The sequence below is a fragment of the Pseudomonas sp. 2725 genome, assembly GCF_050434585.1.
GTDB classification, from domain to species: Bacteria; Pseudomonadota; Gammaproteobacteria; order Pseudomonadales; family Pseudomonadaceae; genus Aquipseudomonas; species Aquipseudomonas jessenii.
This window is the reverse complement of sequence record NZ_JBNDIV010000002.1, coordinates 600,516-616,528: the sequence shown is the minus strand read 5'-3', so window position 1 is coordinate 616,528 and position 16,013 is coordinate 600,516. Positions and strand designations below refer to the sequence as shown.

The following is a 16,013-nucleotide window of genomic DNA, read 5'->3' as shown; positions in this document are numbered from 1 at the left end:
CCTGAAACTAAAGGGTTTGCCTAGAGCGCTGTAACAATAAAAAACTATAAAGCGGTGTTGCTGCGCTGCCCTTGTCGAGGGCTGACCACGCTTGTCGGCACGGAAGCGCTGGTGAGTGGCTGGTCAGGTGCCCGGGCAAGCTGCCTGGGCACGGCTCAGCGCTTACAGGCGGAACTCATGGCCCAGATACACTTCCTTGACCAGGTCGTTGGCCAGGATGGTCTCTGCGTCGCCTTCGGCAATCAGTTGGCCGTCATTGACGATATAGGCGGTTTCACAGATATCCAGGGTTTCACGAACGTTGTGGTCCGTGATCAGCACGCCAATGCCCTTGGCCTTGAGGTGGTGAATGATCTGCTTGATGTCGCCGACCGAAATCGGGTCCACGCCGGCGAAGGGCTCGTCGAGGAGGATGAATTTCGGGTTGGTGGCCAGGGCGCGGGCGATTTCCACGCGACGGCGCTCACCACCGGACAGGCTCATGCCCAGGTTGTCGCGGATGTGGCTGATGTGGAATTCCTGCAACAGGCTTTCCAGCTCCTTGCGACGACCGGCCTTGTCGAGTTCCTTGCGGGTCTCGAGGATGGCCATGATGTTGTCGGCCACCGACAGTTTGCGGAAGATCGATGCTTCCTGCGGCAAGTAGCCGATACCGGCCTTTGCGCGGCCGTGCATCGGTTGGTGGCTGACGTCCAGGTCATCGATCAGGACACGGCCCTGATCGGCTTGCACCAGGCCGACGATCATGTAGAAGCAGGTGGTCTTGCCGGCGCCGTTCGGGCCAAGCAGGCCGACGATCTGGCCGCTGTCGATGGACAGGCTGACGTCACGCACGACCTGGCGGCTCTTGTAGCTCTTGGCCAGATGCTGAGCTTTCAGAGTTGCCATTACTGGGCCTTTTTCTCGTCGGTTTTCTTCTTCGGCTGGATCACCATGTCGATACGCGGACGCGCCTCGGTGACTTTGCTGCCTGTGGCGCGACCGGCGCTGGCGAGTTTCTTGTCCGTGTCGTAGACAATTTTCTCGCCTTGGGTGACGTTGTTGTCCTTGTCGACAACTTTGGCCTTGTCGATCAGTACGACGCGATTTTGCGAAGCGTGATACTGGATCGTCACGCCCCAACCCTGGACAGGCTTGGTGTCGCCAGCCGTTTGCAATTGCTCGAAGTACGCCAGGTTGCCCACCGAGGTCACTACGTCAATGTCGCCAGCCGGGGTGCGGGTGATGGTAACGGTGTTGCCTGTCACCTTCATCGAGCCTTGGGTGATGATCACGTCACCCTTATAGGTAGCAATACCTTGCTTGTCGTCCAGTTGGGCATCGTCGGCCTGAATACGGATAGGCTGCTGTTGGTCTTCCGGCAGAGCCCAGGCGCTCACGCTTCCCAGTGCTGCGCCCAGACTGAGCAAAATCGGGAGGGTTTTAACGAGCCTCATACTGTCCTCTTACGTTCGATAGCAGGTGTATCCTGCTTTCTTTCAAATACGCTTTCATTCCCTTGCCAGTCGATACACCGCCAGCGCCGTCGATTCTAACGTCTTGCTCGGTCTGCGCATATTGTTGCTGCGGGAACACGGTCATGCGGGTGCTGGTGATCAGGGTTCTACGGTTTTTCTCGTCGAAGCGCGTGATGCGCACGTCATCGATCAGTTCGACCTGTGTGCCATCAGGGTTGACCTCGCCGCGCAGGCTCTGGACGTGCCACGGGAATTCAGTGCCGCGGAACACATTCAGGTCGGGATTGGTCAGCAATGTCACCTCGGTCGCTTTCACGTGCTCGACCTTGTCGGACACCAGATCATATTGCAGCTTGCCGTCGGGCAGGTACTGCACGCTGTGGGCGTTGATGGCGTAATAGTCGATCGCGCTTTCATCGACCGGCGTTACCGGCTTGTCGAGGAAGCGTTCCGGGCTGATGTTCCAGTAGCCAACCGCAGCGAATATCGCCGCGATGCAACTGAACATCAGGGTGTTGCGAAATTTTTTGCTCAGCATAGTGGGCTCACAGGTACGCCGCATTGGCCGCGTCGAGGCGGTCCTGGGCGCGCAGGATCAATTCGCAGAATTCGCGAGCGGCACCTTCGCCGCCACGGGCGAGGGTGATGCCGTGGGCGTGTTCACGCACGAAGCTGGCGGCATTGGCCACCGCCATGCCCAGGCCGACGCGGCGAATCACCGGCAGGTCCGGCAGGTCATCGCCGAGGTAGGCCACCTGTTCATAGCTCAAGTTGAGTTGGGCCAGCAGTTCGTCGAGTACCACCAGTTTATCCTCGCGACCCTGATAGAGGTGCGGGATACCGAGGTTTTTGGCCCGCCGCTCGACCACCGGGGTCTTGCGGCCACTGATGATGGCGGTCTGTACGCCGGCGGCCATCAGCATCTTGATGCCTTGGCCGTCGAGGGTGTTGAACGTCTTGAACTCGCTGCCGTCTTCGAGGAAGTACAGGCGCCCATCGGTCAGCACGCCATCTACATCGAACACCGCCAGCTTGATCTGTTTGCCGCGTTGCAGCAGGTCCGCACTCATTACATTACTCCTGCACGCAGCAAGTCGTGCATGTTCAAGGCGCCGACCGGGCGGTCTTCACTGTCGACTACGACCAGCGCGTTGATTTTATGGTCTTCCATGATTTTCAGCGCTTCGGCGGCGAGCATCTCGGCGCGGGCAGTCTTGCCGTGTGCTGTCATGACCTGTTCGATGGTAGCGCTATGGATGTCGATGCTACGGTCCAGCGTGCGACGCAAGTCACCGTCAGTAAAGATCCCGGCCAGTTTTCCGTCGGCTTCCAGGATCACGGTCATGCCCAGGCCTTTGCGGGTCATTTCCATTAGCGCGTCCTTCAGCAGGGTGCCGCGCTGTACCTGCGGTAACTCTTGCCCGGCGTGCATGACATTTTCCACTTTCAGCAGCAGGCGTCGGCCCAAGGCGCCGCCGGGATGGGAAAAGGCGAAGTCTTCCGCGGTAAAGCCACGGGCTTCCAGCAGCGCGACTGCCAAGGCATCGCCCATGACCAGGGCGGCGGTGGTCGACGAGGTGGGGGCCAGGTTCAACGGACAGGCTTCGTGCTCGACGTGAACATTCAGGTTGACCTCGGCGGCCTTGGCTAGCGGCGAGTCAGGCTTGCCGGTCACGCTGATCAACTGAATGCCCAGGCGCTTGATCAGTGGCAGCAGGGTCACGATTTCATTGGTGGAGCCGGAATTCGAGAGCGCCAGAATGATGTCGTCGCGGGTAATCATGCCCATGTCACCGTGGCTGGCTTCAGCCGGGTGCACAAAAAACGCCGTGGTGCCGGTGCTGGCCAAGGTCGCGGCAATCTTGTTGCCGATGTGTCCCGACTTGCCCATGCCGACCACGACTACGCGGCCTTTGCTGGCCAGAATCATCTCGCAAGCGCGTACGAAATCTGCGTCGATATGGGGTAGCAGGCCTTGCACGGCTTCTACCTCGAGGCGGATGGTGCGTTGTGCAGATTGAATCAGGTCGCTGGATTGGCTCATGTCAGAAATCGTATAGCCTGATGAAAAGGCGGCGATTATAACGGTTATGATCGAATCCCTCACGCTAGTTCGTCGCGCATTGCCATCCTTGTTGCCGGAAACCCTCTAAACGGGGCCTTCAACCTGTCGTGCAGTTGAACATGACCTGGCTTTGGCCTTGGGCGCGCAGCCGTTGCAGTGATATAGTTCGCCGCCAGTTCGGCCTGCCCGGGAGGTATGTGCTTTTGTCAGAAAGCCAGGCGTCCGAGTGAGAGGCTGCATCGCAAGGAGTTTAGATGAGTGCCGATAACGCCTACGCGGTCGAGCTGAAGGGACTGTCCTTCAAGCGCGGTGCGCGCAGCATTTTCAATAATGTCGATATCCGTATCCCGCGCGGCAAGGTCACCGGCATCATGGGGCCTTCCGGGTGTGGCAAGACCACGCTCTTGCGTCTGATGGGCGCCCAGTTGCGGCCCACCAAGGGCGAAGTCTGGGTCAACGGTCAGAACCTGCCAAAACTGTCGCGCAGCGACCTGTTCGACGCGCGCAAGCACATGGGCGTGCTGTTTCAGAGCGGCGCACTGTTTACCGACCTCGATGTCTTCGAGAACGTCGCTTTTCCGTTGCGTGTTCATACCCAACTGCCGGATGAAATGATCCGCGACATTGTCCTGCTCAAATTGCAGGCCGTGGGCTTGCGCGGTGCCATCGAGCTGATGCCCGACGAGCTTTCCGGCGGCATGAAACGCCGTGTTGCGCTGGCCCGGGCGATTGCGCTCGACCCGCAGATCCTCATGTACGACGAGCCCTTTGTCGGCCAGGACCCCATCGCAATGGGCGTGCTGGTGCGCCTCATCCGGTTGCTCAACGATGCGCTGGGCATCACCAGCATCGTGGTATCCCACGACCTGGCCGAGACCGCGAGCATTGCCGACTACATTTATGTGGTGGGCGATGGTCAGGTGTTGGGGCAGGGGACGCCTGACGAGTTGATGAATTCGGATGAACCGCGCATTCGTCAGTTCATGACCGGCGAACCCGATGGCCCGGTTCCGTACCACTTTCCAGCGACGGATTACCGCGCAGATCTTCTGGGGAAGCGCTGATGCGCAGAATTTCATTGATGGAGCGCGTTCGCCGCTTCGGCCAGGCCGGCATCGATGTGCTGGCGGTGTTCGGGCGTTCGAGCCTGTTCCTGTTCCATGCCTTGCTCGGCCGGGGCGGTATCGGTGGCGGCTTCGGGCTGCTGGTCAAGCAGTTGCATTCGGTGGGCGTGATGTCCCTGGTGATCATCGTGGTCTCCGGGGTGTTCATCGGCATGGTGCTGGCGCTGCAGGGTTTCAACATTCTTTCCAGCTATGGTTCGGAGCAGGCTGTCGGGCAGATGGTGGCGCTGACGCTGCTGCGTGAACTGGGGCCGGTGGTGACCGCCTTGCTGTTCGCCGGGCGCGCAGGTTCGGCGTTGACTGCCGAAATCGGCAACATGAAGTCCACCGAGCAGTTGTCCAGCCTGGAAATGATCGGGGTCGACCCGCTCAAGTACATCATCGCGCCACGCCTGTGGGCCGGTTTCATTTCCCTGCCGGTGCTGGCGATGATTTTCAGCGTGGTGGGTATCTGGGGCGGCTCGTGGGTAGCGGTCGACTGGCTGGGGGTCTATGAGGGCTCCTACTGGTCGAACATGCAGAACAGCGTGACGTTCGCCGACGATGTGCTCAACGGGATCATCAAAAGTATCGTCTTTGCCTTTGTCGTGACCTGGATCGCCGTATTCCAAGGCTATGACTGCGAACCCACTTCCGAGGGGATCAGTCGTGCCACTACCAAGACCGTTGTATATGCCTCGTTGGCAGTACTCGGCCTGGACTTTATTCTGACCGCCTTGATGTTTGGAGATTTCTGATGCAAAACCGCACCCTGGAAATCGGTGTCGGCCTTTTCTTGCTGGCTGGCATCCTGGCTTTGCTCTTGTTGGCGTTGCGGGTCAGTGGCCTGTCCCCGACTCCGAGCACCGACACGTATAAACTTTACGCCTACTTCGACAATATCGCCGGTTTGACGGTCAGAGCAAAGGTGACCATGGCCGGTGTGACCATCGGCAAGGTCACGGCCATCGATCTGGATCGCGACAGTTTCACCGGTCGGGTGACCATGCAGCTGGAAAAACGCATCGATAATCTGCCGGCGGACTCCACTGCATCTATCCTGACTGCTGGCCTGTTGGGCGAGAAGTACATCGGTATCAGCGTGGGCGGGGAAGACACCCTGCTCAAGGATGGTGGAACCATCCATGACACGCAGTCATCGCTGGTGCTCGAAGACCTGATCGGTAAATTCCTGCTCAATACCGTTAGCAAAGAAGCTAAATGAGGAACTGTTAAATGATCTCTATCTTGCGACGTGGCCTGTTGGTAATGCTCGCGGTGTTTCCGTTGGTGTCCCACGCCGTAGCGGCGACTTCGGCGCACGATCTGGTGCAGGACACAACCAACCGTATGCTCGCGGACCTGGCGGCAAACAAAGAGAAGTACAAGCAGGATCCGCAAGACTTTTATGCGGCGCTGAACAACATCGTCGGGCCTGTCGTGGATGCCGAGGGTATTTCCAAGAGCATCATGACGGTCAAGTACTCGCGTAAAGCTACGCCTGCACAGATGAAGACCTTCGAAGAAAACTTCAAGAAGGGTCTGTTCCAGTTCTATGGCAATGCCTTGCTGGAGTACAACAACCAGGGCATCACCGTTGAACCGGCCAAAGACGAGTCGGGTGACCGTACCAGTGTAGGCATGACTGTCAAAGGCAGCAGCGGCGCGATCTATCCAGTGTCCTACACGCTGGAAAAGATCAACGGCGAGTGGAAGCTGCGTAACGTCATCATCAATGGCATCAATATCGGCAAGCTGTTCCGCGATCAGTTCGCCGACGCGATGCAGCGCAATGGCAACGACCTGGACAAGACCATCAATGGTTGGGCCGGGGAAGTCGCCAAGGCCAAGGAAGCCACCGACAAGAAACCAGAGCAGTCAGCCCAATGAGTGAGTCGGCAGTCCAGATGGACGAAGCGGGCGAGCTGCGACTCAGTGGCGTGCTGGATTACCGCACCGGCCCTGGCCTGCGCGAGCAGGGCAAGGCGCTGATCAAGGCCAGCAACGCTGCAGCGTTGGTGGTCGATTGCTCGGCGGTAACCAAGTCCAGCAGTGTCGGTTTGTCGTTGCTGCTGTGCTTTATCCGTGATGCGCAGGAGGCCGGCAAGGCCCTGAGCATCCGTGGGATGCCGGAAGACATGCGTGAAATCGCTCAGGTCAGCGAGCTGACCGAGCTGTTGGCGCGTCCCTAACCCGCATCTATGAATAAGCCCCCCGTCTGAGTCCTGCTTGGCGGGGTTCGCAGGCGCGGGGCTTTTTTGTATGATGTCCGACCCGCGCGCACAGGGCGCCGATTGAGGTTGAGCATGCAGGCCAACGAAGTTAAGAGCTTTCTTGAAGGAAAGCTGCCCGGAACGAAAGTAGAAGTCGAGGGCGAAGGCTGCAATTTCCAGCTGAACGTGATTAGCGATGAACTGGCGGCGTTGAGCCCGGTCAAGCGTCAGCAGCAGGTCTATGCCCATTTGAACCCATGGATCACCGATGGCAGCATCCATGCGGTCACTATGAAATTTTTCAGCAGCGCGGCCTGGGCCGAGCGCACCTGAGCCCAAGGGCGTCGAGATTCTTATGGATAAATTGATTATTACTGGCGGTGCTCGTCTTGACGGCGAGATCCGCATCTCCGGGGCAAAGAACTCTGCCCTGCCGATCCTGGCGGCTACCCTGCTGTGCGATGGCCCGGTGACTGTGGCCAACCTGCCGCACCTGCACGACATCACCACCATGATCGAGCTGTTCGGGCGCATGGGTATCGAACCTGTGATCGACGAGAAGCTGGCCGTCGAAATCGACCCGCGCACCATCAAGACCCTGGTCGCACCTTACGAACTGGTTAAAACCATGCGTGCGTCGATTCTGGTGCTCGGTCCGATGGTTGCTCGTTTCGGTGAAGCCGAAGTCGCCTTGCCTGGCGGTTGCGCCATCGGTTCGCGTCCGGTTGACCTGCACATCCGTGGCCTGGAAGCCATGGGCGCCGTCATCGACGTCGAAGGTGGCTACATCAAGGCCAAGGCGCCTGAAGGTGGCCTGCGCGGTGCGCACTTCTTCTTCGATACCGTCAGTGTGACCGGTACCGAAAACATCATGATGGCCGCGGCCTTGGCCAAGGGCCGTAGCGTCCTGCAAAACGCCGCTCGCGAGCCTGAAGTGGTCGACCTGGCGAACTTCCTGAACGCCATGGGCGCCAAGGTTTCCGGCGCCGGTACCGATACCATCACCATCGATGGCGTCGAGCGCCTGCACACTACCACTTATAAAGTAATGCCTGACCGCATCGAAACCGGCACCTATCTGGTGGCGGCGGCGGTGACCGGTGGTCGTGTGAAGGTCAAGGATACGGATCCGACCATCCTCGAAGCCGTTCTGGAAAAACTCCGTGAGTCCGGTGCCGAAATCACCTGTGGCGAAGACTGGATCGAGCTGAACATGCACGGTAAGCGTCCGAAAGCCGTCAACGTGCGGACCGCTCCGTACCCGGCGTTCCCGACCGACATGCAGGCGCAGTTCATCTCCCTCAACGCCATTGCCGAAGGCACCGGCGCTGTGATCGAGACGATCTTCGAAAACCGCTTCATGCACGTCTACGAGCTGCACCGCATGGGTGCCAAGATCCAGGTCGAAGGCAACACCGCCATCGTCACCGGCACCGAAAAGCTCAAGGGCGCGCCAGTGATGGCGACCGACCTGCGTGCTTCGGCCAGCCTGGTGATCTCGGCCCTGATCGCCGAAGGCGACACGCTGATCGACCGCATCTACCACATAGACCGTGGCTACGAGTGCATCGAAGAAAAACTGCAGATGCTGGGCGCCAAGATCCGCCGCGTTCCGGGCTAGTCCCTGCTGTATGGGCATAAGGACATGCCCGTTGATTTGTTGAAGTCGAGCCGTTTTCGGCTCGATGTGTGTCCGGCGCCATTTGCGACCGGGCATGAGTACCTTGATAAGGACTGACGTTTCCCATGTTGACCATCGCACTGTCCAAGGGCCGCATCCTTGACGACACCCTGCCGCTTCTGGCTGAAGCGGGCATCGTGCCGACCGAGAATCCGGACAAGAGCCGCAAGCTGATCATTCCCACGACCCAGGAAGATGTACGCCTGCTGATCGTGCGTGCCACCGATGTGCCGACTTACGTCGAGCATGGTGCCGCCGACCTCGGTGTCGCCGGTAAAGATGTGCTGATGGAATACGGCGGCCAGGGCCTGTATGAGCCGCTGGACCTGCAAATTGCCCAGTGCAAGCTGATGACCGCCGGCAAGGTCGGCGCGGTCGAGCCCAAGGGCCGCCTGCGTATCGCCACCAAGTTCGTCAACGTTGCCAAGCGCTACTACGCCGAACAGGGCCGTCAGGTCGACATCATCAAGCTCTACGGTTCGATGGAGCTGGCGCCGCTGATCGGCCTGGCGGACAAGATCATCGACGTGGTCGACACTGGTAACACGCTGCGGGCCAACGGTCTGGAGCCACAGGATTTCATTGCTGCCATCAGCTCCCGGCTGATCGTCAACAAAGCTTCGATGAAGATGCAGCACGCCCGTATCCAGGCGTTGATCGACACCCTGCGCAAGGCAGTGGAGTCTCGACACCGCGGCTGATTCACCTGCGCGACGTTAAGTCGCGCCCGTCTATCCGCCTCATAGCCAGAATTCTCAGGTGCCCAAGCGGAAACGACTGCTAAGTTAGGGCGCCTGAGTTTTTGCCATTCCTATGAGGCTCTCGCTATGACCGCACCGACTGCAATTCGCCGACTCAACGCTGCTGACCCGGATTTCGCGCATCATCTGGATCATCTGCTGAGCTGGGAAAGTGTGTCTGACGACTCGGTCAATCAGCGGGTGCTGGACATCATCAAGGCTGTGCGTGAACGTGGCGACGCGGCACTGGTGGACTTTACCCGCCAGTTCGACGGCCTGGACGTGAAGTCCATGGCCGACCTGATCCTGCCGCGTGAGCGTCTGGAATTGGCACTGACGCGCATTACCGTGGCTCAACGCGAAGCGCTGGAAGTCGCCGCCGCCCGTGTGCGCAGCTACCACGAAAAACAGAAGCAGGACTCCTGGAGCTACACCGAGGCCGACGGCACCGTGCTGGGCCAGAAAGTCACGCCGCTGGACCGTGCCGGCCTGTACGTACCCGGTGGCAAGGCGTCGTACCCGTCGTCGGTGTTGATGAACGCGATTCCGGCCAAGGTCGCCGGCGTCACCGAAGTGGTCATGGTCGTACCGACCCCGCGCGGTGAAATCAATGAACTGGTGCTGGCCGCTGCCTGCATCGCCGGCGTTGACCGTGTGTTTACCATCGGTGGCGCTCAAGCCGTTGCCGCATTGGCTTACGGCACCGAAAGCGTGCCGAAGGTCGATAAAGTGGTCGGCCCGGGCAACATCTATGTCGCCACCGCCAAGCGCCACGTGTTTGGCCAGGTCGGAATCGACATGATCGCCGGTCCCTCCGAGATCCTGGTGGTGTGCGACGGCCAGACCGATCCGGACTGGATCGCCATGGACCTGTTCTCCCAGGCCGAGCACGACGAAGACGCCCAGGCGATTCTGGTCAGCCCCGACGCCGAATTCCTCGACAAGGTCGCCGCCAGCATCGCCAAGCTGATGCCGACCATGGAGCGCGCCGCGATCATCGAAACCTCGATCAATGGCCGTGGTGCTCTGATCAAGGTGCGCGACATGGAGCAAGCCATCGAAGTGGCCAACCGCATCGCGCCGGAGCACCTCGAATTGTCCGTTGCCGATCCACAAGCCTGGCTGCCGCAGATCCGCCACGCCGGCGCGATCTTCATGGGCCGCCACACCTCTGAAGCCTTGGGCGACTACTGCGCAGGTCCCAACCACGTGCTGCCGACCTCCGGCACCGCGCGTTTCTCCTCGCCGCTGGGTGTGTACGACTTCCAGAAACGCTCGTCGATCATCTTCTGTTCCGAGCAGGGCGCTTCCGAGTTGGGCAAAACCGCTTCCGTGCTGGCCCGTGGCGAATCGCTGACCGCCCACGCGCGTAGCGCCGAGTACCGCATCGTCGACGAAGACTTTCCACAAGGGCAGGGGAACTGAACATGAGTAAATTCTGGAGCCCGTTCGTCAAGAATCTGGTGCCTTACGTCCCGGGCGAGCAGCCGAAGCTGGCAAAACTGGTGAAGCTAAACACCAATGAAAATCCGTACGGTCCATCGCCCAAAGCCTTGGCCGCGATGCAAACCGAACTGAACGACAACCTGCGTCTGTACCCGGACCCGAACAGCGATCTGCTGAAGAACGCGGTCGCCAGGTACTACGGTGTTCAAAGCAATCAAGTGTTCCTCGGCAACGGTTCCGATGAAGTGCTGGCGCACATCTTCCACGGTTTGCTGCAGCACGATCAGCCGCTGTTGTTCCCGGACATCAGCTACAGCTTCTACCCGGTCTACTGCGGTTTGTACGGCATCAAGTTCGACGCGGTGCCGCTGGACGAGCAGTTCCAGATCAACCCGGCGGACTATGCCAGGCCGAACGGCGGGATCATCTTCCCCAACCCGAACGCGCCGACCGGCTGCCTGTTGGCGCTGGAAGCGGTGGAGCAGATTCTCAAGGCAAGCCCGGATTCGGTGGTGGTGGTCGACGAGGCCTACATCGACTTCGGTGGCGAGACGGCAATCACCCTGGTGGACCGTTATCCGAACCTGCTGGTGACCCAGACCCTGTCCAAGTCCCGTTCCCTGGCGGGCCTGCGGGTTGGATTGGCGGTCGGCCATCCGGACCTGATCGAGGCGGTGGAGCGGATCAAGAACAGCTTCAACTCCTATCCGCTGGATCGCATGGCGAATGTCGGCGCTGCCGCCGCGTTCGAGGATCGCGAGTATTTCGACAAGACCTGCCGGTTGGTGATCGAGAATCGCGAGAAGGTCGTTGCACAGCTGGAGGAGAAGGGTTTTGAAGTGCTGCCATCGGCGGCGAACTTCATTTTTGCCCGTCACCCCTGGCACGATGCAGCGGGGCTTGCGGCGAAGCTGCGCGAGCAAGGTGTGATCGTCCGGCACTTCAAGCAGGAGCGGATTGCCCAGTTCCTGCGGATCTCCATCGGCACGCCGGAGCAGAATCAGGCGCTGATCGACGGTTTAGGCGATCTCTAAACCATCCCCCGAACCTGTGGGAGCGAGCTTGCTCGCGATGAGGCCATAACATTCAATATTTTGTTGAATGTCACACCGACATCGTCGGAACGCCGCCCGGAGCAAGCTCGCTCCCACAGTGTTTAGTGTCGCTTTGACTTATTCGTGATGCGGCTCGCCCAGGAACGTCAGTGAACTGAACAGCCCGCGACTATTCACATCAATGCTGTCCTTCACCGACACTTCCACCTGCGCCGAAATCACGTTCAAGCCTTCATTGCGCACCAGCACCTGAGCCCGGCCGTTTGCATCGGTTTCGGTGCTCAAGGTATTCGGTGCGTTGCGATAGTCCCCCACCAGCTTCACGCCCGCAGCGGGTTTGCCATCCAGTAACACTTGGACTGGCAGCGACTCGCCCGGCCCTACGGTCAGCGGATCGACCTCAGGCAGAATCAGCAATTTCATTTGATCCAGCTTGGGCAGCTTTGCACCCGGCTGATAGATCGCCAGGCTGTACTTGAACGTCTGGGTCGCCTCGATCGCTCCCGGCACTTTGCTGCGTCCTTCGTTGATCCATTTCTTGTCGGCGGTCTGCGACCACATCCCATTGTCGAGCGCCACCGCCATCACGGCGGGTGGTTTAAGCGGTTGCAGGCGCGCGTGATCAGGCAGGCGCTGCACCGTCACCGGAATCATTTTTCCATTGACGTCATAGGCCCAGGCACCGCTGATTTTCTGTGCCTTGAAGGTGTTGTCTTCGGCGCCGTGCCCGTAAATGACCTCGATGTTTCCACGACGTTGTTCGGTCCACAGGCCGTGGGCCGAGACCTCGGTGGCAAACAGCAAGCCGAGCAGTGCCAGGGGGTTGAGTGGGTGCATGGGGACGTCCTTTTACAGAGTGAGTGTCAGGCTGACGGTGAAATTGCGCGGCTCGCCGGGGTTGACCCAGTAGTTGCTGTAGGAGCGCTCGAAATATTTTTCGTCGAAAATGTTGTTCAGGTTCAGGCCCACCGTGATGTTGTCGCTGGTCTTGTAATGGGCCAGCAGGTCGACGGTGTGATACGCGGGTAACTCAAAGTCGCTGCCAGCTTCGCCCGAGCGATCGCCGACATAAGTGAACGCGGCGCCAAGGTCCGAGCCGCGCAGTCGACCGTCCTGGAACTCATAAACACCCAACAGGCTGCCACTGCGTTTGGCCACGCCGAGAATGCGGCTGCCGGCGGGAATGACCTTGTCGCCCTCAGTGACTTCAGCGTCGATGTAGGCGAAGGCGCCAATCACGCGAACAGCGTCGCTGACATGTCCGGTGACTTGCAGATCGATGCCCTGACTGCGTGCCTTTCCCATGGCGCGGCTGGTGTCTGTACCCGGGTCGAGGGCGAGGACGTTTTCTTTCTCGATATGGAAAGCGGCGAGGGTGCTGCTCAAACGGTCATCGAACAGCTCGCTCTTGATCCCGATTTCGTAGCCGATGCCTTCTTCCGGGTCGAAGGATTTACCGGCCGCGTCCAGGCCATTGTTCGGCTTGAACGAGGTCGAGGCGTTGGCGAACAGGCCGACTTCAGGTGTCAGTTGATAAAGCAAGCCGGCCCGTTGGGTCAGCGCGTCGTGGCTCTGAGTGCTGGTAGCGCCACGGGTGTGATCGTCGATGTGTTGCTCGAAATGTTCGAAGCGCACACCGAGCATGCCCCGCAGCTTATCGGTGAAGATGATCTGGTCCTGCAGGTTCAGTGCATGGCTTTCGACGTGTTCGAAGAAATCCGTGCCAGAGCGCGCGCCGTTGGGTTTTGGCTGGCCATAGACCGGTTGGTAGATGTCGATGGCGTAGGGGCTGCCGGCAATGGTCGTCACCCGTTCGTTCTTGCGGTAGTTCTCGTATTCGCTGCCGATCAACAGTTCGTGCTGCAAACTGCCGGTGTCGAAAAAGCCGCGCAGTTCGAGTTGGGTAATGCTGTCGTGCCAATCGTTGTCACGCTCGCGATAGCGGCGGTTGACGGTACGGCCGTCGGCATTCAGCGGGCGCGCTTCTGACGCGAAACCCCAGAGTTTGCCTTCCTTGTAATGGCTGGCCAGGCGCAGTTTCCAGCTGTCGCCGAGCTGATGTTCGAGGGCGGCCTGCAGCATGTTGTTGTGGTTGTCGATGTCTCCATCATCGGGTTCGCCGAGGAAGGTCGAACGGGAGGCGCCGCTCCAGGTGTTGTTGGGGGCGACGATGCCGCGATCGAAGGTCGAGCTGTGGCGAACGAATTCGCTTTCCACCAACAGGCTGGTGTCCTGGTTCAGTTGCCAGCTGAAGGAGGGCGCGACAAATACGCGCTGGCTGTCGACGTGATCGCGGAAGCTGTGGTTGTCCTCTATGGCCAGGTTGACCCGCGACAGCACGTTGCCTTGGTCATCCAGTGGCGTGTTGACGTCCAGCGCCGTGCGATAACGATCCCAGCTGCCCGCGCTGGTGTTCAGGGTCGCGAAGGCTTCGGGCTGAGGTTTCTTGGTGACGATGTTGACTGTGCCGCCCGGATCACCTCGGCCATACAAACTGGCGGCGGGGCCTTTGAGCACCTCGATGCGCTCGATGTTCGCCACATCCGGCGTGCTTGGGTAGCCACGGTTGGCGCTGAAGCCGTCCTTGTAGAACTCCGACGTGGTGAAGCCGCGTACGCTGTATTCGTAAAGCGTCAGGCCACCGAAGTTGTTCTGCTTCGAAACGCCGCCGGCAAAGTCCAGCGCGCGCTCAACGCTGGTGCTGCCCAGATCGTTGAGCACGCTGACGGGGACCACGCTGATCGATTGCGGGATGTCGCGAATGGCGGTGTCGGTTTTGGTCGCGCTGGCGGAACGGGTGGCGCGGTAGCCAGCGACAGGCCCGGTAGGGGATTCGTAGTCGGAAGTGACGCTGATGGCATCCAGTTCCAGCGCTCGGGGTTCTTCGGCGAAGGCCGGTTCTCCCAACAGCCCGAGGGCAAGACTTGCCACCGAGGCCTTTATTCGAGACGACATGTTATGTTGTTCCAATTTCAAGAATTGAAACAACATAACATAACTAATGAGAATGTCTTCCATCGACCCGAAATGATCGGGTCTGGCTTATTCCTCTTCTTTTTCCTTGATCGGAGCCGGCGGCGGACGCAGGCCGACTTCAGCCATCAGCTTGAGCTCCTTGCCGTTGCGCATCACCTCGATCGCGACCTTGTCGGTCGGCTTGATCCGCGCTACCTGATTCATCGAGCGACGGCCATCACCGGCCGGTTCGCCATCGATGGCAAGAATCACATCACCCAGTTGCAGACCGGCCTTCTGTGCCGGGCCATCGCGGAAAATTCCCGCCACGACAATGCCTGGACGACCGGACAAGCCGAACGACTCGGCCAGTTCCTGGGTCAGCGGCTGCACCTCGATACCCAGCCAGCCACGAATCACCTGGCCGTGCTCGATGATCGACTTCATCACTTCCATCGCCAGCTTCACGGGGATTGCGAACCCAATGCCCTGGGAGCCCCCGGACTTGGAAAAGATCGCCGTGTTGATGCCGGTCAGGTTGCCGATGGCATCCACCAGCGCACCGCCAGAGTTGCCCGGGTTGATCGCCGCATCGGTCTGGATGAAGTCTTCGTAGTTGTTCAGGCCCAATTGATTGCGCCCGGTGGCGCTGATGATGCCCATGGTTACGGTCTGGCCGACGCCGAACGGGTTGCCGATGGCCAGCGCGACATCGCCGATGCGGATGTTGTCGGAACGCCCCACGGTGATCGCCGGCAGGTTTTTCAAGTCGATTTTCAGAACCGCGAGGTCGGTCTCCGGGTCGCTGCCGATCACTCGCGCCAGGGTTTCCCGGCCGTCCTTGAGCGCCACCACGATCTGGTCGGCACCGCTGGTCACGTGGTTGTTGGTCAGGATGTAGCCTTCCGGGCTCATGATCACGCCGGAACCGAGGCTCGACTCCATGCGTTTCTGCTTGGGCGAGTTATCGCCGAAGAAGCGACGAAACTGCGGATCTTCGAACAGCGGATGGTTGGGTTTGTTGATGACTTTGGTGGTGTACAGGTTCACCACCGATGGCGCGGCGGTGGATACCGCTTCGGCATAAGACACCGGACCCTGCTGCATGCTGGTGGTTTGCGGCGCCTGTTGCAGATTGACGTCGAGGCTCGGGAGCCCGACCCACTGCGGGTAACGCTGGATTATCAAAAGAGCGACAAGCACGCCGGCCAACAGCGGCCAGCCGGAAAAACGCAGCGCCTTGAGCATTAAGCAGTTCCTGAGAGAGTTGCAGGCGGTCTGAGACCGCTCATAATGAC

18 protein-coding genes are annotated in these 16,013 nt (G+C 59.8%); 10 read left to right on the top strand and 8 right to left on the bottom strand.

All coding sequences use genetic code 11. The annotated features are described in order from the left end of the window. Positions 1-162: 162 nt before the first annotated feature. Genes lptB through ABIE16_RS07080 form a run of 5 tightly spaced genes read right to left on the bottom strand, consistent with a single transcriptional unit; the run spans position 163 to position 3,501 of the window. Positions 163-888, bottom strand: a complete 726-nt coding sequence (lptB, locus tag ABIE16_RS07100; RefSeq protein WP_008054366.1) for an LPS export ABC transporter ATP-binding protein — start codon at positions 886-888, stop codon at positions 163-165. After that, a complete protein-coding gene (lptA, locus tag ABIE16_RS07095) occupies positions 888-1,436 on the bottom strand; it encodes a lipopolysaccharide transport periplasmic protein LptA (protein ID WP_057716418.1) in 549 nt (182 codons plus the stop codon). The genes lptB and lptA overlap by 1 nt, the downstream gene beginning before the upstream one ends. Further along, on the bottom strand, positions 1,423-1,995 hold the full coding sequence (gene lptC, locus ABIE16_RS07090) for an LPS export ABC transporter periplasmic protein LptC (RefSeq protein ID WP_057716417.1): 573 nt from the start codon (positions 1,993-1,995) through the stop codon (positions 1,423-1,425). The genes lptA and lptC overlap by 14 nt, the downstream gene beginning before the upstream one ends. Positions 1,996-2,002: 7 nt before the next feature. Next, positions 2,003-2,527, bottom strand: coding sequence for a KdsC family phosphatase (locus tag ABIE16_RS07085; protein WP_008018712.1), 525 nt, complete (start codon positions 2,525-2,527; stop codon positions 2,003-2,005). Beyond that, positions 2,527-3,501, bottom strand: coding sequence for a KpsF/GutQ family sugar-phosphate isomerase (locus tag ABIE16_RS07080; RefSeq protein ID WP_218494925.1), 975 nt, complete (start codon positions 3,499-3,501; stop codon positions 2,527-2,529). Before ABIE16_RS07080 ends, ABIE16_RS07085 begins: the two co-directional genes overlap by 1 nt. A gap of 275 nt (positions 3,502-3,776) precedes the next feature. Here ABIE16_RS07080 and ABIE16_RS07075 point away from each other — a divergent pair, with 275 nt between their 5' ends. The 10 genes from ABIE16_RS07075 (at position 3,777) to hisC (ending at position 11,739) form a co-directional block, all read left to right on the top strand. Next, the gene (locus ABIE16_RS07075) at positions 3,777-4,586 is read left to right on the top strand and encodes an ATP-binding cassette domain-containing protein (protein ID WP_007986707.1); all 810 of its coding nucleotides are present in this window, start codon (positions 3,777-3,779) and stop codon (positions 4,584-4,586) included. Further along, the gene (gene mlaE, locus ABIE16_RS07070) at positions 4,586-5,383 is read left to right on the top strand and encodes a lipid asymmetry maintenance ABC transporter permease subunit MlaE (RefSeq protein ID WP_057716415.1); all 798 of its coding nucleotides are present in this window, start codon (positions 4,586-4,588) and stop codon (positions 5,381-5,383) included. The genes ABIE16_RS07075 and mlaE overlap by 1 nt, the downstream gene beginning before the upstream one ends. After that, positions 5,383-5,850 (top strand): outer membrane lipid asymmetry maintenance protein MlaD, encoded by a 468-nt coding sequence (gene mlaD / locus ABIE16_RS07065; protein ID WP_007970271.1) that lies wholly within the window; start codon positions 5,383-5,385, stop codon positions 5,848-5,850. Before mlaE ends, mlaD begins: the two co-directional genes overlap by 1 nt. An 11-nt stretch (positions 5,851-5,861) precedes the next feature. Next, positions 5,862-6,515 (top strand): MlaC/ttg2D family ABC transporter substrate-binding protein, encoded by a 654-nt coding sequence (locus ABIE16_RS07060; protein WP_429520777.1) that lies wholly within the window; start codon positions 5,862-5,864, stop codon positions 6,513-6,515. Continuing rightward, complete coding sequence (locus tag ABIE16_RS07055) at positions 6,512-6,817, top strand: STAS domain-containing protein (RefSeq protein WP_057716413.1); 306 nt, start codon at positions 6,512-6,514, stop codon at positions 6,815-6,817. The genes ABIE16_RS07060 and ABIE16_RS07055 overlap by 4 nt, the downstream gene beginning before the upstream one ends. A 114-nt stretch (positions 6,818-6,931) precedes the next feature. Next, positions 6,932-7,171 carry a BolA family protein gene (locus tag ABIE16_RS07050; RefSeq protein ID WP_020796650.1) on the top strand — a complete coding sequence of 80 codons (240 nt, stop codon included), beginning with the start codon at positions 6,932-6,934 and terminating at the stop codon, positions 7,169-7,171. A 22-nt stretch (positions 7,172-7,193) separates the two neighbouring features. After that, entirely contained in the window at positions 7,194-8,459 is a 1,266-nt protein-coding gene (murA, locus tag ABIE16_RS07045; RefSeq protein ID WP_056728381.1) for a UDP-N-acetylglucosamine 1-carboxyvinyltransferase, read from the top strand. 125 nt (positions 8,460-8,584) lie between these two features. Beyond that, on the top strand, positions 8,585-9,220 hold the full coding sequence (gene hisG / locus ABIE16_RS07040; protein WP_008018703.1) for an ATP phosphoribosyltransferase: 636 nt from the start codon (positions 8,585-8,587) through the stop codon (positions 9,218-9,220). Between the two features lie 126 nt (positions 9,221-9,346). Then, positions 9,347-10,684 (top strand): histidinol dehydrogenase, encoded by a 1,338-nt coding sequence (hisD, locus tag ABIE16_RS07035; RefSeq protein ID WP_057716412.1) that lies wholly within the window; start codon positions 9,347-9,349, stop codon positions 10,682-10,684. A gap of 2 nt (positions 10,685-10,686) precedes the next feature. Next, a complete protein-coding gene (gene hisC, locus ABIE16_RS07030) occupies positions 10,687-11,739 on the top strand; it encodes a histidinol-phosphate transaminase (protein WP_429520776.1) in 1,053 nt (350 codons plus the stop codon). A 138-nt stretch (positions 11,740-11,877) separates the two neighbouring features. Here the strand turns inward: hisC and ABIE16_RS07025 are convergent, their stop codons facing one another. From ABIE16_RS07025 to algW, 3 genes are all read right to left on the bottom strand, one after another. Then, positions 11,878-12,597 carry a DUF4198 domain-containing protein gene (locus tag ABIE16_RS07025; protein ID WP_429520775.1) on the bottom strand — a complete coding sequence of 240 codons (720 nt, stop codon included), beginning with the start codon at positions 12,595-12,597 and terminating at the stop codon, positions 11,878-11,880. Between the two features lie 12 nt (positions 12,598-12,609). Then, positions 12,610-14,715 (bottom strand): TonB-dependent siderophore receptor, encoded by a 2,106-nt coding sequence (locus tag ABIE16_RS07020; protein ID WP_429520774.1) that lies wholly within the window; start codon positions 14,713-14,715, stop codon positions 12,610-12,612. Between the two features lie 87 nt (positions 14,716-14,802). Continuing rightward, complete coding sequence (algW, locus tag ABIE16_RS07015) at positions 14,803-15,963, bottom strand: Do family serine endopeptidase AlgW (protein WP_057716410.1); 1,161 nt, start codon at positions 15,961-15,963, stop codon at positions 14,803-14,805. Positions 15,964-16,013: the final 50 nt, after the last annotated feature.

Bases quoted from the DNA above. Each gene is read 5' to 3' on its own strand.
- lptB (WP_008054366.1), bottom strand. From the start codon at position 888: ATGGCAACTCTGAAAGCTCAGCATCTGGCCAAGAGCTACAAGAGCCGC.
- lptA (WP_057716418.1), bottom strand. From the start codon at position 1,436: ATGAGGCTCGTTAAAACCCTCCCGATTTTGCTCAGTCTGGGCGCAGCA.
- lptC (WP_057716417.1), bottom strand. From the start codon at position 1,995: ATGCTGAGCAAAAAATTTCGCAACACCCTGATGTTCAGTTGCATCGCG.
- ABIE16_RS07085 (WP_008018712.1), bottom strand. From the start codon at position 2,527: ATGAGTGCGGACCTGCTGCAACGCGGCAAACAGATCAAGCTGGCGGTG.
- ABIE16_RS07080 (WP_218494925.1), bottom strand. From the start codon at position 3,501: ATGAGCCAATCCAGCGACCTGATTCAATCTGCACAACGCACCATCCGC.
- ABIE16_RS07075 (WP_007986707.1), top strand. From the start codon at position 3,777: ATGAGTGCCGATAACGCCTACGCGGTCGAGCTGAAGGGACTGTCCTTC.
- mlaE (WP_057716415.1), top strand. From the start codon at position 4,586: ATGCGCAGAATTTCATTGATGGAGCGCGTTCGCCGCTTCGGCCAGGCC.
- mlaD (WP_007970271.1), top strand. From the start codon at position 5,383: ATGCAAAACCGCACCCTGGAAATCGGTGTCGGCCTTTTCTTGCTGGCT.
- ABIE16_RS07060 (WP_429520777.1), top strand. From the start codon at position 5,862: ATGATCTCTATCTTGCGACGTGGCCTGTTGGTAATGCTCGCGGTGTTT.
- ABIE16_RS07055 (WP_057716413.1), top strand. From the start codon at position 6,512: ATGAGTGAGTCGGCAGTCCAGATGGACGAAGCGGGCGAGCTGCGACTC.
- ABIE16_RS07050 (WP_020796650.1), top strand. From the start codon at position 6,932: ATGCAGGCCAACGAAGTTAAGAGCTTTCTTGAAGGAAAGCTGCCCGGA.
- murA (WP_056728381.1), top strand. From the start codon at position 7,194: ATGGATAAATTGATTATTACTGGCGGTGCTCGTCTTGACGGCGAGATC.
- hisG (WP_008018703.1), top strand. From the start codon at position 8,585: ATGTTGACCATCGCACTGTCCAAGGGCCGCATCCTTGACGACACCCTG.
- hisD (WP_057716412.1), top strand. From the start codon at position 9,347: ATGACCGCACCGACTGCAATTCGCCGACTCAACGCTGCTGACCCGGAT.
- hisC (WP_429520776.1), top strand. From the start codon at position 10,687: ATGAGTAAATTCTGGAGCCCGTTCGTCAAGAATCTGGTGCCTTACGTC.
- ABIE16_RS07025 (WP_429520775.1), bottom strand. From the start codon at position 12,597: ATGCACCCACTCAACCCCCTGGCACTGCTCGGCTTGCTGTTTGCCACC.
- ABIE16_RS07020 (WP_429520774.1), bottom strand. From the start codon at position 14,715: ATGTCGTCTCGAATAAAGGCCTCGGTGGCAAGTCTTGCCCTCGGGCTG.
- algW (WP_057716410.1), bottom strand. From the start codon at position 15,963: ATGCTCAAGGCGCTGCGTTTTTCCGGCTGGCCGCTGTTGGCCGGCGTG.